13 protein-coding genes and 1 pseudogene are annotated in these 14,832 nt (G+C 62.3%); 11 read left to right on the top strand and 3 right to left on the bottom strand.

Annotated features, from left to right (window positions below; all coding sequences use genetic code 11):
- Positions 1–77: 77 nt before the first annotated feature.
- A complete protein-coding gene (gene ribA / locus E4O92_RS15305) occupies positions 78–731 on the bottom strand; it encodes a GTP cyclohydrolase II (RefSeq protein ID WP_135190602.1) in 654 nt (217 codons plus the stop codon).
- 138 nt (positions 732–869) lie between these two features.
- On the opposite strand from ribA, the gene E4O92_RS15300 reads away from it, so the two are divergent.
- Both E4O92_RS15300 and E4O92_RS15295 read left to right on the top strand, forming a co-directional pair.
- Positions 870–1,886: a cache domain-containing protein gene (locus E4O92_RS15300; protein ID WP_135190601.1), complete on the top strand. Its 1,017-nt coding sequence runs from the start codon at positions 870–872 to the stop codon at positions 1,884–1,886.
- A 502-nt stretch (positions 1,887–2,388) separates the two neighbouring features.
- Entirely contained in the window at positions 2,389–2,733 is a 345-nt protein-coding gene (locus E4O92_RS15295) for a hypothetical protein (protein ID WP_167759805.1), read from the top strand.
- Here the strand turns inward: E4O92_RS15295 and E4O92_RS15290 are convergent.
- The gene (locus E4O92_RS15290; RefSeq protein WP_135190599.1) at positions 2,727–3,428 is read right to left on the bottom strand and encodes a pirin family protein; all 702 of its coding nucleotides are present in this window, start codon (positions 3,426–3,428) and stop codon (positions 2,727–2,729) included. The two genes, E4O92_RS15295 and E4O92_RS15290, sit on opposite strands and share 7 nt — an antisense overlap.
- A 207-nt stretch (positions 3,429–3,635) precedes the next feature.
- Here E4O92_RS15290 and E4O92_RS15285 point away from each other — a divergent pair, with 207 nt between their 5' ends.
- Together E4O92_RS15285 and E4O92_RS15280 are read left to right on the top strand one after the other, a co-directional pair.
- Positions 3,636–5,336, top strand: a complete 1,701-nt coding sequence (locus tag E4O92_RS15285) for an esterase/lipase family protein (protein WP_135190598.1) — start codon at positions 3,636–3,638, stop codon at positions 5,334–5,336.
- Positions 5,317–6,705, top strand: coding sequence for a T6SS immunity protein Tli4 family protein (locus E4O92_RS15280; RefSeq protein ID WP_135190597.1), 1,389 nt, complete (start codon positions 5,317–5,319; stop codon positions 6,703–6,705). The genes E4O92_RS15285 and E4O92_RS15280 overlap by 20 nt, the downstream gene beginning before the upstream one ends.
- Positions 6,706–6,876: 171 nt before the next feature.
- On the opposite strand, the gene E4O92_RS15275 is transcribed toward E4O92_RS15280, so the two are convergent.
- The gene (locus E4O92_RS15275) at positions 6,877–7,083 is read right to left on the bottom strand and encodes a DUF3820 family protein (protein WP_135190596.1); all 207 of its coding nucleotides are present in this window, start codon (positions 7,081–7,083) and stop codon (positions 6,877–6,879) included.
- A gap of 61 nt (positions 7,084–7,144) precedes the next feature.
- Between E4O92_RS15275 and E4O92_RS15270 the strand changes: the two genes are divergently transcribed.
- The 7 genes and pseudogenes from E4O92_RS15270 to E4O92_RS25040 all read left to right on the top strand — a co-directional run.
- Entirely contained in the window at positions 7,145–7,567 is a 423-nt protein-coding gene (locus tag E4O92_RS15270; protein WP_135190595.1) for a DUF1810 domain-containing protein, read from the top strand.
- Positions 7,568–7,670: 103 nt separating this feature from the next.
- On the top strand, positions 7,671–9,158 hold the full coding sequence (locus E4O92_RS15265) for an NYN domain-containing protein (RefSeq protein ID WP_135190594.1): 1,488 nt from the start codon (positions 7,671–7,673) through the stop codon (positions 9,156–9,158).
- Positions 9,159–9,253: 95 nt separating this feature from the next.
- Entirely contained in the window at positions 9,254–9,685 is a 432-nt protein-coding gene (locus E4O92_RS15260) for a hypothetical protein (RefSeq protein WP_229483395.1), read from the top strand.
- A gap of 160 nt (positions 9,686–9,845) precedes the next feature.
- Positions 9,846–10,826: an alpha/beta hydrolase family protein gene (locus tag E4O92_RS15255; protein WP_135190593.1), complete on the top strand. Its 981-nt coding sequence runs from the start codon at positions 9,846–9,848 to the stop codon at positions 10,824–10,826.
- 145 nt (positions 10,827–10,971) lie between these two features.
- Positions 10,972–12,450, top strand: a complete 1,479-nt coding sequence (locus tag E4O92_RS15250) for a sodium:solute symporter (protein ID WP_135190592.1) — start codon at positions 10,972–10,974, stop codon at positions 12,448–12,450.
- Positions 12,451–12,480: 30 nt separating this feature from the next.
- On the top strand, positions 12,481–14,355 hold the full coding sequence (gene sppA, locus E4O92_RS15245) for a signal peptide peptidase SppA (RefSeq protein ID WP_135190591.1): 1,875 nt from the start codon (positions 12,481–12,483) through the stop codon (positions 14,353–14,355).
- A 270-nt stretch (positions 14,356–14,625) separates the two neighbouring features.
- Positions 14,626–14,832, top strand: a pseudogene (locus E4O92_RS25040) (efflux transporter periplasmic adaptor subunit); the annotation flags it as partial.

The following is a 14,832-nucleotide window of genomic DNA, read 5'->3' as shown; positions in this document are numbered from 1 at the left end:
TTCAACGTAATCGACGCAGCAGCATAAAAATCGAAAAATTCACAAGTTGTACGTGTGCGACGCCTACGCCCTGGGACCTACAATTCCCCGTCCTCGGCAACCGTCTCGGCCGGGCGCATCATATGGCCGAGCTTGGCTTCCTTGGTGTTCAGGTAATTGTTGTTGAAGGAATTGCGATTGACCAGCAGCGGCACCCGTTCGCTCACGTTAAAGCCGAGGCGGGTCAGGGCATCGATCTTGCGCGGGTTGTTGGTCATCAGCTTCAGCTCGCTGATACCGAATTGCCGCAGCATCGGCTGCACCAGCTCGTAATTGCGCGCATCGGCGTGAAAGCCCAGCTGCAGGTTGGCCTCGACCGTGTCCGCGCCCGCCTCCTGCAGGCGGTAGGCGCGCATCTTGTTGACCAGGCCAATGCCGCGGCCCTCCTGGCGCAGGTACAGCAGCACGCCACGGCCCTCGGCGGCGATCTTCTTGAGCGCGCCTTCGAGCTGGGCGCCGCAGTCGCAGCGTTGCGAGAACAGCACGTCACCGGTCAGGCATTCGGAATGCACGCGCGCCAGCACCGGCTCGCCATTGCTGACGTCGCCCAGCACCATCGCCAGGTGTTCCTTGCCCGTCGCATGTTCGACAAACGCATGCAGCGTGAACTGCGCCCATGGGGTCGGCAGCGCGCAGGACGTCAGGTAGTCCAGCTGTGGAACATTGGCAGGGGAGGCAGATGCTTGCGTCACGGTATACTCGATTCTTGCTGTATTGCTGTAACCGCTAAGTTTACCGGAAATCCGCCATTTCGGTGCGGCACAGGTCCGCCCCCAAAAGCAGCCTCGGCTGTGGTACGCTGCACAGGCGTATTTACTCACTTTTCCGCCATGACCTCTCCGTCAAGCCATGCCACTTCGCGCAGCCTCGGCGCCTGGCTGGCGCTGGCGTTCGTCCTGCTGTCGATGGTGCTCACGCTGGTACTGGTCGAGGTGGTCGAGCGCGCGGCCACCGCCCAGCTCAAGACCGATATCGGCCACGGCCTGGGCGAGCTGGCCATGCAGACCGCGGACAAGCTCGATCGCGGCATGTTCGAGCGTTACCGCGAGGTGAGCTTGCTGGCGCAGCGCCGCGACTTGATCGACCCGGCCGCGGACAAGATCGAGCGGCGCAACATCCTGGTGGGCGTGCAGGACACCTATGGTTACTACGACTGGATCGGCATGGCCGACATGGAGGGCAGGGTGCAGGTGGCGGCGCACGGCCTGCTGGAAGGCGCCGACGTGTCGCGCCGCCCCTGGTTCCAGAACGCGCTGCTGGGCGTCTACGTGGGCGACGTGCACGAGGCCAAGCTGCTGGCCCGGGTGCTTCCGCCGCCAGACGTCGCGCCGCGCCGTTTCGTCGACATCGCGTTCCCGTACCGCGACAAGGACGGCAAGCTGCTCGGTGTGCTCGGCACCCATCTTTCGTGGCAGTGGGCGCGCGAAGTGGAGCGCTCTGTCGTGGTTCCGGCCGCCGGCCGCGGCAAGGTCGAAGCGCTGATCGTCGACGCCAATGGGCGGGTGCTGCTGGGACCAGACGGCCTGCAAGGCACGACGCTGGCGCAGCCGAGCCTTCGCTTTGCCGGGGAGCGCGACAATGGCTATCTTGTCGAGGACTGGCCCGATGGCTCGTACCTGGTCGGTTTTGCCAGGACCCGCGGCTACGGCCGCTATCCGGGCCTGGGCTGGACCGTGCTGGTGCGGCAGAACGTCGACCATGCCTACCTGCCGGTGCAGCAGTTGCGCCGCCAGGCCCTGTGGAGCGGAATCGGGCTGGCGCTGCTGTTTTCGCTGGTCGGGGTGGTGATGGCGCGGGTCCTCGGCGGCCTCGCGCAGCGCAATCCCCGCGAAACCCCGCCATGCTGAAAAGCGGCGTTCGAGCGGCCCGATGTCTTGCCCGGCTTTGAGCGCGATGCGTACCTGTTTGCGGTATCTGTCCGCCCAGTCGAGAAAGGGCACGGCCGAGCGGAAGATGTCGTCCGGCGCAGTTCGGTAGTCCATCACCGTCAGGCCGTCGGCACGGTCGGCCAGTCCGCGCAGGACGCCGGTCTTGTTCGCCCACCAGAACGGCACCACGAATTCCAGCCTGATCGGCCCGGCGGCGGCGCGTAGCGCCTGTACCAGTTGCAGGTAATACCAGTCCCACCGTTCCGGGTCCGAGCTGTATTGGGGCAGCAGGTAGGGTTGAACGTCGAACTGGATGCCATCCAGGCGCGCGGCCTTGGCGACCCTTAGGTTATAAGCCTCGTACGCGCGAACCCGGTTCACGGCTGCGGCAAATTCGTCAGGGATTACCATGTGCGGATCGCCGTCGGTACTCGCCACCGCCACGCCGCGTTCGTGCGCGCGGCGGATGAAGTTGTCCAGCGTGTCCGGATCGACAACCTTCAACCCCTGCAGCGGGATCGTGATGAACAACTGGTTGATCTGGTGCTGCTGCGCCCAGTCGAGCAACGCGGCGCCGCGCCGCTGCCAGTCAGCGGTGCGCCATATCCACGTTGCGCGTCTGCTCGCCTGCATGCCGTCCGGCCGCGTGATGGCCGCCTGGGACACGCCTTCGGCCTTGTCCGATCCGGGGCTGGCGTGCAGCCAGGCGGCGCGCACCGGGAAGGTCAAGAATAGCAGGACGAAAAACGGATACCTGAACATGGGCAGGATTGGCCGGCACTTGTCGCTGGTATGGCACGGCGTCGGCGTTTTGCCAGATCAATAAGGCAGGTCGAAAAGCAGCAGTTCGGCGGACTCGGCGCCGCCCAGCGTGACCACAGGTTCGCCGGTTATCTTGAGCGCGTCGCCGCCATCAAGCGGCATGCCGTTGACATTCACCTTGCCACGGATGACGTGCACGTAGGCGCTGCGGCCAGCGGCAAGCGGGTGCTCCAGGCGGTCGGCTCCGTTCATGATCGTGGCGTAGACCGACGCGTCCTGATGGATCAGCACCGAGCCGTTGCGCCCGTCGCTGGAGGCGATCAGGACCAGCTTGCCCTGCTTGCTCTCGGCCGTGAAGTGTTTTTCCTCGTAGCCCGGCGCAATGCCGGCGACGTTCGGCTGAATCCAGATTTGCAGGAAATGCACCGGGTCCGTGTGCGAGCCATTGAATTCGCTGTGGCGCACGCCAGTGCCTGCGCTCATGCGCTGCACGTCGCCGTAGCGCAGCACCGAGCCGTTGCCCATGCTGTCCTTGTGTTCGAGCGCGCCTTCCAGCACGTAGGAGATGATCTCCATGTCGCGGTGCGCATGCGCGCCGAAACCCTGGCCCGGCGCCACCCGGTCCTCGTTAATCACGAGCAACGGGCCGAACCCGGTGTGGCGCGGATCGTAATACGAGGCGAATGAAAACGTATGCCGCGATTGCAGCCAGCCGTGTTCAGCCTGGCCGCGTTCTTCGCTCTTGCGCACTTCAAGCATTCTGTTCCCCTTGATGAATCGTTTGTACCGGATGGCAGCAGTATAGGCCTTCTGGTGGCGGCATGTTCGTTCCGCAAGTTTCTGCCAAAGTTCGCGCGAGCAGGTCTTGTTCAATGTCTACCGTGCCGTGGTGCACAGTTGCCTGCGCGCAGAGTCCGCCGAGTCTGGCATGTCAGCATCGCAGTTTTTGCCTGCGGATGATGAACAATGACCGAACCATTACGACGATTGAAGGACCCAGTATTGCAGGACGACGGCAGTTACGTCGTGCGCAGTGTTGCCACGCCGACCAGTTTCAAGGTGCGCGGCGCGGCTTACGTGGGATCGAAGAAGGTGATTCCCGTAATTTTTATTCCGGGCACGATGGGCTCCAACCTGAAGGTGCGACGGGATATCAAGCTGCCTTCCGACTATCCGGTGCCGACCGGTGGAGCTGCCTGGCGACCGCCGAATGGCACGTCCACCAGTTGGGTGTACGCCAAGACTTGGGAACACCGCAGCCCGGCGACCCGCCAGCTAATCCTGCATCCCAATTTTACCGAGGTGGACGACCATGGCCCCCTCGGGACCGGCATTTCGAACCTGGAGCCGAGCGTGATGACCGAGCGCGGATGGGGAGAGGTGTACAGCGATTCGTACGGCATGTTGCTGATCGACCTGCAGAACCAGCTGGACATGACCTTTCAGCTCGATCCTTCGCGCAAACGCGAGGTGCGCGGGCCGTGGAAGGAGGTCATGCATGCCATGAAGGACGACCCGATCAAGCGATGGGGCGTGCGCTCCGTGGATCCGTTGACCGAAACCGACCTGGAAAACTACGCCCAATACCAGTACCCGGTCTATGCGTTCGGGTACAACTGGCTGCAGTCGTGCGGCGTGGCGGCGCAAGGCCTGGAGAAGCGGATCGACGAGATTATCGCGTGGTGGAGTAAGCGCAAGCACGAATGCAAGAAGGTGATCCTGCTCACGCATTCAATGGGTGGCTTGGTTGCGCGGGCCTGCGCCAAGCGCATTCCGGACAAGATCGGCGGAGTGATCCACGGTGTGATGCCCGCCCTGGGCGCCCCCTTGGCCTATCGCCGGCTCGCCTGCGGCACCGAAATTGACAACCCAAAAAACGGCAAGGTCGATAACTACATCGCAGGCAAGTTTGCCGATATCGGCGGCAGGACGACGGAGGATACGACCCCCGTGTTCGCCGTCTCTCCCGGCGCACTCGAACTGCTGCCCAACCAACTATATCCCCGGCCGTGGCTGCATGCCAGGGTCATTCGCTCGTCCGGTCCGACCGGGCGCCAGGCCACCGCTTTCGACTATCTGCATTTGCCCAATGACGAAAATCCAAATCCTTACGAGCTGTACCGGGATATGCGTTCCTGGTACCGCCTCATCAACCCCGCGCTGGCCGATCCGGCCAAATTGTACAAAGGCGAGGTTGAAAACGTCATTCGCGGCGCTTTGAAAAAGGCCGAGGAATTCCACTATTCGCTCGGAGATTATTACCATCCGACCACCTTCGCCTATTACGGCAACGACAGTACGCATACGGCGTACGGACAGATCCGCTGGGTCGCGCGCGAGCAGGCCGGGATAGCGCAGCTGGCGCTAACGGCACGCAATATCCGGGAAGCCCGCTACCTGCAGCATGCGAACACGGGCGCACGAACGGTCGAGGTCGAAGGGAAAGGCATCCTCGATTTCGAGGTCGAGCCGCAGGAGTCGCGCGGAGACGACACGGTGCCATACCAGTCCGGGTCTGGCCCGGGCACCAAGATCAAAAAGCTGTTTGCGACGCATGGCTACCGCCATCAGGAAAGCTACAACGACCGAAGCACGGTCCTGCTTACCCGTTATTGCATTGTGAAGATCGTTCAGGAGCTACATAAGAATGCTCAACCAAACCAGTAAGCGAAGTGGCCGGTTTGTTGGGATCGCGGCGGCAATTTGGGGATTGCTTCTTATCTATGAATCTGGATACACGTTAATGGATAAACTTAAGGTCGCAATGATGACGAATGAAATGAAGACGGCCTGTGTCGGCCGATTCCTGATCGATCTTCCTCGGGACGCAAGGCTTTCATACAGCCTGGCGTTTCTTGACGGTTTCTCGATCGCCGCCATACAGGAATCGAAGGATGAGTTCGAGAAGCGCGTCAACGAGCGCGAGGCGGCGATCAACGCCAAGAAGAATCCGGCGGGCCAGGACAATATGGAGCAGGTCACCCAGGTCGATATCAACGGATTTACGGGAAAAACTTTTGTGTTTGGCCGCACTGGCGGCCATGTGTATCACGGCGAACAGCGTGTGGAAATGAGCAGCGTGGCACTGGAAGGATATGTGCATTCGAACGGCACCAGCTTCGAAATCACCGCTGAACAGTACAATCCGGAACAGATCGGAGAATTGCAAAGCGTGATCGGCAAGCTGCGCGTGGTCGAGCCGAAAGCGATACCGTCCACTCCCGGCTTTTGCTTTGGCCCGGGCATGTTCGTCGACCCGTTGCCTGCGGACTGGACGGAGGGCGTGGTGTTGTTCGTCAATCTGCACGATCGCCCGGACATTGCCATCGCGTTCGATACCAGGGCAGGGCTGACACGAACCTGGCCAACGCTGCTGGGAAGAGCGGCCAGGAGCGACGAGGACATGCCGCTCTGGCAAAAGCCGCTCCTGAAGAAGTTGCGAGTGGGCCATCGGACGATCAACGGACTGAATGGCGAAGAGGTGTCGGAGCGGGGCACCGAGCTCGACTTTACCAACGTCTACAGTTTCATGTGGGAGCTTCCTGGCACCGAGAACAACGTGCTGCTGCCGACCCTGACGCTCGAGATGTCAACCGGGCACACTGAAGAGGGCAACCGTCCTGTCACATCGAGCCTGGGGGAGGAGGCGCTGGTTGCGCTGTGGAACCGGATCGCTTCCAGCATCCGTTTACGTCCGACCAACGAGGGGGCGCAAGCAGGCGGCAATTCGCCGCCAGCGGGCCCGCGGCTCGGTGACAAGAGGTCGGCAGGGGAGGTCTGCCCGGAGACCGGCTGGTGGCAGTGCGACCAGGGCGGCAACGGCATCCGCGTCCTTGGCGGCCAGCGCCAGTTCCTGCACAAGGGGCAGGCGATGCCCCAGGCCCTGCTGCTGCCGCCGCAAACGCTGTGGGAAAAAATCAGGAGAGTGCAGCCGACGCTGGAAAAGGATCAGGCCACGGCCTGGACCTTGGTCGACCGGCGCCGGAATGCCAGGGCAAATTCGGGTCCATCCGATACTGCCTTGCCCGATGCCTGACAATCTAGTGTCACTTCCATACCTCTTCTAAGTGCTACCACCAACACGTCGTTCCCGCGAAGGCGGGAACCCATGCTGAGGCGAATTAGCCAGCTCAGTATAGGTTCCCGCCTCCGCGGGAACGACGTGTGCTGGCGTTGGTTCGGGGTTTCCCGGGGACAGTTCAGGATACTAGCGCAACGGATCGAGGAGGCCGCGTAGGGCGTTATGGTCGAGCTCGTACATCAGTGCCAGCAGTTGGCCCAGTTCGCCGCGAGGAAAGCCCTCGCGTGCGAACCAGGCGAGGTAGTGGCCAGGCAGGTCGGCAATCTTGCGGCCCTTGTATTTACCAAAGGGCATGTCGCGTGTCAGCAGCAGTTGCAGGTGTTCCGGTGTCATCGTGGCGCCACTTTAGCAAATTTGTCGAACGAGGTAGCATGGCGCCTTCTGGGAGGACGCCATGGATATCGATTACGATCTCGAACGTTTCGTCACGGCACAAGACGAGGTGTACCAGACGGTGCTGTCCGAACTGCGCAGCGGCCACAAGCGCACGCACTGGATGTGGTTCATCTTTCCCCAGATCGCGGGACTGGGCTCCAGCGCCATGTCGCAGAAGTATGCGATCAGTTCGGCGGACGAGGCCGCGGCCTACCTGGGGCATCCGGTGCTCGGGCCGCGCCTGCGCGACTGCACCAACGTGGTGCTGGCGAGCGTGGTTTCCTCGATCCACGAGATGTTCGATAGCCCGGACGATCGCAAATTCCATTCCTGCATGACGCTGTTCGCCGACGTCGCGCCCGACGAATCGCTGTTCCAGGCCTGCCTGGACAAGTATTTCGATGGCGTGGCGGACCCGTTGACGATGGAAAAGCTCGCCTGATCCCGGTCTGGCCTGTATGAAACCGGAAAGCGCGGGGGAATATTGGAGTTGTTGCGTATAATCGATGGGTAGCTTGTCCCCATCATTAGAAAACAACAACTTTATGGCTTCATCCTCCGATAGCATCAGCATGGCGGTGTTCTGCGACTTCGAGAACGTCGCACTCGGCGTGCGCGATGCGAACTATGAAAAATTCGACATCAAGCCGGTGCTCGAACGCCTCTTGCTCAAGGGCTCCATCGTCGTCAAGAAGTCCTACTGCGACTGGGATCGCTACAAAAGCTTCAAAGCCGGGATGCATGAAGCGAACTTCGAGCTGATCGAAATCCCGCACGTGCGCCAATCGGGCAAGAACTCGGCCGACATCCGCCTCGTGGTCGACGCGCTCGACCTGTGCTACACCAAGTCCCACGTCAACACTTTCGTCATCATCTCCGGCGACTCGGATTTTTCGCCGCTGGTTTCCAAGCTGCGCGAAAACGCCAAGCAGGTGATCGGAGTGGGCGTCAAGCAGTCGACTTCGGACCTGCTGGTGGCCAACTGCGACGAATTCATTTTCTACGACGACCTGGTGCGCGAGCAGCGCCGCGCCGCCGCCAAGCGCGACGAGCGCAAGGCCCAGCCAGCCGCGCGCAAGCCCTCCGAGGACCGCCGCAAGGAAGAACTCGAGGCGCGCAAGACGCAGGCCCTGGAAATGGTGGTCGAGACCTTCGACGCACTGGTGTCCGAGCGCGGCGACAGCGGCAAGATCTGGGCTTCGCTGCTCAAGGACACGCTCAAGCGCCGCCGCCCCGACTTTTCCGAAACCTATTATGGTTTCCGCACCTTCGGCAACCTGCTTGAGGAAGCGCAGAGCCGTGGCCTGTTCGAATTCGGCCGCGACGAAAAATCCGGCGCCTACGTCTATCGCGGCAGTGCCGCGCCGGCCGGGCTCGTGCCGCCGGTCGAGCAGTTGCATGCTGTGCCAGAGGTGACTGCGCCGGACCTGACCGACGTGGCCGAAACCGCGCCGGCATCGCAACCGGAAACGCAGCCCGAAGCGCAGCCGGAAGCACGTGAGCCGCGCCGCCGTACCCGTGGTGCCCGCAAGCAGGGCGGCGCGCGGACCGAGGCGGCTGCACAGGCCGCGCCGGAAGGTACCGAGTTGCCGGAAGCCACGCGGGCGAAGGTTGAAGAGGCGCCACCGGTGCAGGCGGAAGCGCCGGCGCAGCAAGCCGAACCGGCTGCAGCCGCGCCGCAAGCGGAGCAGGCCGAAGCTGCACCCGAACAGGAGCGCCGCCGCGCGCCGCGCACGCCACGCAAGACCGCCGCGAAGAAATCGCGGGCGGAAGCGCCTGCGCAGGAGCAAGCGTCAGCGGCCACACCGGCGCCCGTCGAAGCCGCGCCGCAACCGGCACAGCCGCCCGTGCCCGAAGCCCCGGCCGCTGACCACGCGGAGGGCGCTCCGGCAGCAGGAACGGAGGGCGAGGCAGCCAATCCGGCACGCAAGAAGGCCGGGGCCGCGCGTCCCGCGCACAAGGCACCGGCGCGCAAGTCGGCGCCCCGCCCGCGCAGGCCGGCCAAGCCCAAGACCACACCAGAAAGCGCTTGATGGCGTTGGTTTCGCGTTTGCACGGCAAACCGGAACCGGCGCAGCAGGTCTAACTGCAGAGCCGTTACCTCAAACCATCAAGGGAAGGAGCTGTCGTGCGTACGATTATCGGAATGCTGATGTTTTCCCTGGTCGCCATCCACGAGTCACGCGCGGCTCCTTCCGAAGCCCCGCCGAATCATCCGCTGCTCGGCATCTGGAAGCTGTCGCTGCCCGAGATCGGCTGTTCGGAAACCTACCATTTCCGCGCCGACGGCACCAGCCTCGTGACCAGCAACCAGGAGGTCGCGGAAAGCGAGTTCCAGATCCCGGCCAAGCCCAACGCCAAGGGCTTCTACAGGCTTGAGGACAAGATCGTCAAGGACAACGGCAAAAAGGATTGCGCCGGCGAGGTGACCAAGGTCGGCACCAAGGCCACTAATTATTTGCGCTTTCATCCGTCAGGCGAATTGTTTCTGATGTGTGCCGATGAAACGATGCAGAAATGCATCGGGCCGTTCGAGCGGGTGACGGGCGAGGGGACCTAGAGCAGCCTGTTGAAGTTCTGACGACGGAAGTGAAGGCGCTTCCGTCGCTTCACTCCTCAATTCTGATACTTCCTCCCGGATTTTGTCGCTTCGTCGCATGGTCGCGCGTATCCACCCGGGCGCAGATACACTCCGGCTTCCTTTCTAGATCGGAGCACTTATGCGAAAAGCTATTACTCTTTGGGTCATATCGCTGATGTGGGCAGTTCAGTGTCACGCGGCCGGGTTCCAGTCCGTTGAGCTACCGAACGAGGCTGGAACAGCGATTAAGCTTGCAATCTGGTATCCGAGCGCAGCACCGACGGCAGTACGCGATATGGGTGTGTTCACGCAAGAAGTGGCTACAAATGGGGAAATTCGTGGCAAGAAGCTGCCGCTCGTTATTATTTCTCACGGAACAGGTGGTAACGCCTTCAGTCATTACGATACTGCTCTGGAGCTGGCAAATGCCGGCTTTGTCGTCGCTGCGCTCACGCATCCCGGTGATAATTCCCAGGACCAAAGTAGAGCTACCGACATTCTGGAGCGCCCGAAGCACGTCGTTGCGGTAATCAACTACATGCTCGGGGATTGGGAAAAGCATGCCGCTCTGGCGCCGGATCGGATTGGCATGTTTGGCTTTTCATCCGGCGGTTTTACTGCTGTGGTCAACGTCGGAGGCAAACCAGACCTGACGTTAGTATTCGAGTACTGCAAGACACATGCCGCGGACTTCGTATGCGGTTTGGTATCGAGCCATAAGGAGCAACCCCGTCCAATTGCGAAGGTTGTGCCAAAACAGTTGTATGACGCACGAATCAAGGCTGCGGTAATTGCGGCTCCTGCGCTAGGATTTACCTTTGACGCTGCGAGTCTGCGTGACGTCAGGCTTCCAATCCAGCTTTGGCGCGCGGAAGACGATGTTCTTCTTCCCCATCCCTGGTACGCCGAAGCGGTTCGCAAATCCCTGCCGATGGAGCCGGAGTACCATGTTGTCCCAGGGGCAGGCCATTTTGATTTTCTGGCCCCGTGCAGCGAGAAGTTGGCGCGCATCGTGCCGCCGATTTGTGCAAGTCAAGACGGTTTTGACCGCGCGTCTTTTCATCGGCGTTTCAATGCGGAGGTCGTAGCATTCTTCGAGAAGGTGCTGGCCGAGAAATGAAAAAGTGCTGTCACCCTTAGCTCGGGTTTCCGTCGGGCGGGCAGGTCGGTGACAGCGCCATCTGAAACGCTCATGTTTCCAGCGCGATAGTCGCAAGCCCGGCTTCGGTGTATATTGCTGGGCGAAACGACAACACTCAGGAATCATGTCCCCGGTTTTACTTTTTTGCATCCTCATTGGCTATTTCGCGCTGCTGCTTGGCGTGGCCTGGGCCACTTCGCGCAACGCCAACAACGACAGCTTTTTCATCGGTAACAAGAGCAGCAACTGGATGCTCGTCGCGTTCGGCATGGTCGGCACCACGCTGTCGGGCGCGACCTTCATCAGCGTGCCGGGTGCGGTCGGTAACGATGGCTTCGGCTACGCCCAGATCCTGATCGGCTACGTCGCCGGCTACATCGCGGTCGCCTTCATCCTGCTGCCGCTGTACTACCGGCTCAAGCTCACCTCGATTTACCATTACCTTGACGTGCGGCTCGGACGCCGCGCCTACCAGAGCGGCGCCGGGTTCTTCATCCTGTCGCGCCTGCTCGGGGCGACTGCCCGCCTGTACCTGGTGGTCAATATTTTGCAGGCGATCATCCTGGACAGCCTCGGGGTGCCGTTCTGGGCCACCACGCTGGTCGTGCTGGGGATGATTCTGGTCTACACCTACCAGGGCGGGGTCAAGACCATCGTCTGGACCGACACCTTGCAGACCAGTTGCATGCTGTTTGGCCTGTTCGCCTGCGTCGGCTTCATGCTCAGCCAACTGAACCTGTCGATACCGGAGAGCCTGGCGGCGATGGAAGCCAAAGGCCTGTCGCGCATCTTCACCTTCGACGTCGACAGCCCCAACTTCTACCTGAAGCAGATCGTCGCCGGCGCGTTCATCGTGGTCACCATGACGGGCCTGGACCAGGAGATGATGCAAAAGACCATCTCGGTCAAGACGCTGGGCGATTCGCAAAAGAACCTGCTCAGCCTGACGGTGGTGCTGGTGATCGTGCTGACGAGTTTCCTGTTCCTCGGCGGTCTGCTGTACCTGTACGCGCCGGTGGCGGGCGTGCAGGCGACCGGCGACAAGATCTTCCCGGCGGTGGTCATGGGCCACTTGCCGGCGGCGGTGCAGATCATCTTTTTGGTGGCGCTGATCTCGGCGCTGTTCCCGAGCGCGGACGGCGCGATCACCGCGCTGACCTCGACCTTTTGCATCGACATCCTCGGCATCAAGCGCCGCGAGGACTTGTCCGAAGAAGCCCAGGTTCGGCTGCGCCGCCGCGTGCACCTGGGGTTTGCATTCCTGTTCCTGGTGCTGGTGATGATGTTCAAGTGGGCGGACAATCCAAGCATGATCGGGGTGATCCTCAAGCTCGCGTCCTACACCTACGGCCCGCTGCTCGGCCTGTTTGCGTTCGGCATGATCACGCGCCGCACACTGACTGACCGCCTGGTGCCGGTGGTGACGATCGGTGCGCCTATCCTTTGCGCAATCCTTGAGGCGAATCAGGCATACTTGTTGGGAAGTTATCGCCTCGGGCTTGAACTGCTGATCGTCAATGGCATATTGGTGTACGCTGGCCTGTTCGCTATTTCCCGGCCAGCCGCGCCGGAAAAGATGGGCCCGGCCGCCGTCACCGCCTGAACCAGTCAACCTTCATTTAGCGGAGTTTCGATGCCCTTCAAACCCCTGTCCTCCCTGCGCCGCGGCTTTGGCGCGTTCTGGCGCGCGCTCGACGCCACGCGGCGCCTGGTGCTGAACCTGCTGTTCCTGATCATCGTCATCTTCGTAATCTGGGCGCTCGTCGGCGGCGGTGTGCGGCCGCTGGCGCCCAAGACCGCGCTGGTGCTGGACATCAAGGGCGAACTGGTCGAGCAGCATACCGGCAGCCTGCGCGAGAGCCTGCTCGCGGGCGTGGGCACCCAGGTCAGGCGCAACGTCCAGCTGCGCGACGTGCTGACCGTGCTCGACGCCGCGGCCAAGGACCAGAACATCAGCAGCGTGGTGCTGCTGCTCGACGACATGGACAGCGCCGGCATCGCCGTGCTGCACGAGGTCGGCGCCGCGATCGACCGCGTGAAGGCGGCCGGTAAACCAGTGATTGCGTGGGCCGGCAACTACGACCAGAAGCGCTACCTGGTCGCCTCGCACGCGAGCGAGGTGTACGTGCACCCGATGGGCATGGTGCTGATCGAGGGCTTCGGCCGCTACCGCAACTACTACCGCGACGCGCTGGACAAGCTTGGCGTGACGGTCAACCTGATGAAGGTCGGTACCTACAAGAGCTTTGCCGAGCCGTTCATCGGCAACGGTCCTTCGGATGCGGCGCGTGAAGCGGACAGCTATCTGTACAACGGGCTGTGGAACGGGTACACCGCCGAGGTGGAGAAGAACCGCAAGCTGGCCCCTGGCTCGATCGCCAAAAGCATTGAGCAGTTGCCGCAGTTGCTGGCGGCGGCAGGCGGCGACACCGCCAAGGTGGCGCTGCAGACTGGCCTGGTCGACGGCCTGAAGACGCGCGACCAGGTGCGCGCCGAGATGATCAAGCGCGGCGCCTATGACGAGAGCAACAAGACCTTCCGCCAGGTCTCGTTCGCAGATTATCTGCTGCGTAATCCGCAAAAGGTGTTCGGTAACGCCGTCGGGGTGGTGGTGGCCGAGGGCGATATCACAGAGGGCACCGGCGGGCCGGGCACGGTCGGCGCCATCACGACCGCCAACCAGATCCGCCGCGCGCGCGATGATGACCAGGTCAAGGCGCTGGTCCTGCGTATCAATTCGCCGGGCGGCAGCGCCTTCGGTTCGGAGGTGATCCGGCGCGAGCTGGAACTGACGCGTGCGGCCGGCAAGCCGGTGGTGGTCTCGATGGGTAACGTCGCCGCTTCCGGCGGCTACTGGATCTCGATGGCGGCCGACGAGGTGATTGCCGATCCGGCCACGATTACCGGTTCGATCGGCGTGTTCGCGATCCTGCCGACGGCCGAGAAGCTGGTGGACAAGCTGGGCGTCCATACCGCCGGCGTCACCACGACCTGGCTGGCCGACGCCTACAATCCGCTGCGCCCGCTCGACCCGCGCTTCGGGCAACTGGTCCAGAACACTGTCGGCCACATCTACTCCGAGTTCACCACCAAGGCCGCGCAGGCGCGCAAGACCACGCCGCAGCAGATCGACGCCGTCGGGCAGGGACGGGTCTGGACCGGCGTGCAGGCCAAGGAGCGCAACCTGGTCGATAGCCTTGGCAGCTATGGCGACGCCCTCGCGTCTGCGGCGCGCCGCGCCAAACTGGGCCAGGACTACCGCGTGGCCTATTTTGAACAAGCCACCTCGCCGCTGGCGCGATTCTTCGAAAGGCTCGGGATGTCCAGCAACGTGGCGCTCAACGTCCAGGTCAAGCTGGGGCTGCTGCCGGAGGGCTTGCAGACCGATGCGCTGACGGCTGGCGCGGCGGGCGGCATGGCCAAGGAGCTGGGCTGGATGGCCGACGTGGCGGCGCGCCGCCAGCCGTTCGAGGCCGTGACGCATTGCCTGTGCGTACCTCCAATGTAAGGGCTTAAGGTGAGTTTGTAACGGTATGTACAGCCGTTAAAATTCTTGACGAAAACGGGCGCGGGAGGGATTCCGCGCCCGTTTTGCATTAAACGGCCCCTGGAAGCTGCTCATACACGTCAATTCGCGCTCATCACAGGTGGAGTGATGTGCCCGTCTTTGCGCCGTAAGTGTACGTTACGAAACAAACCGGCTTACTCGTCCATGCTAAAGTCGGCTGACATACGGTCGTGTTTTTCAATGCCCCCACGAAGCCCATCAAGGACTAGCATGGACGAAATTGTTTCCCCCGAAAAAACCTCCAAAACCGAAACCAGGCGGCCCCGTCGATCGCGTGCGGTCGGCACCCTGATTGCCGTGCTGGCAATGCTTGGGCTGGCGGCGCTGGCGTGGCATTTGACGCACCGGGCGCCGGCCGCGGGGCCGGGGGCGGCTGGCGCGCCGGGCGCAGGGGAGCAAGGCCGATCCCTCCAACCT

The sequence above is a fragment of the Massilia horti genome (genome assembly GCF_004614195.1).
Taxonomy (GTDB): domain Bacteria; phylum Pseudomonadota; class Gammaproteobacteria; order Burkholderiales; family Burkholderiaceae_D; genus Telluria; species Telluria horti.
Note: the sequence above shows the minus strand (reverse complement) of the source record. Positions and strands in the feature narration are given on the sequence as shown.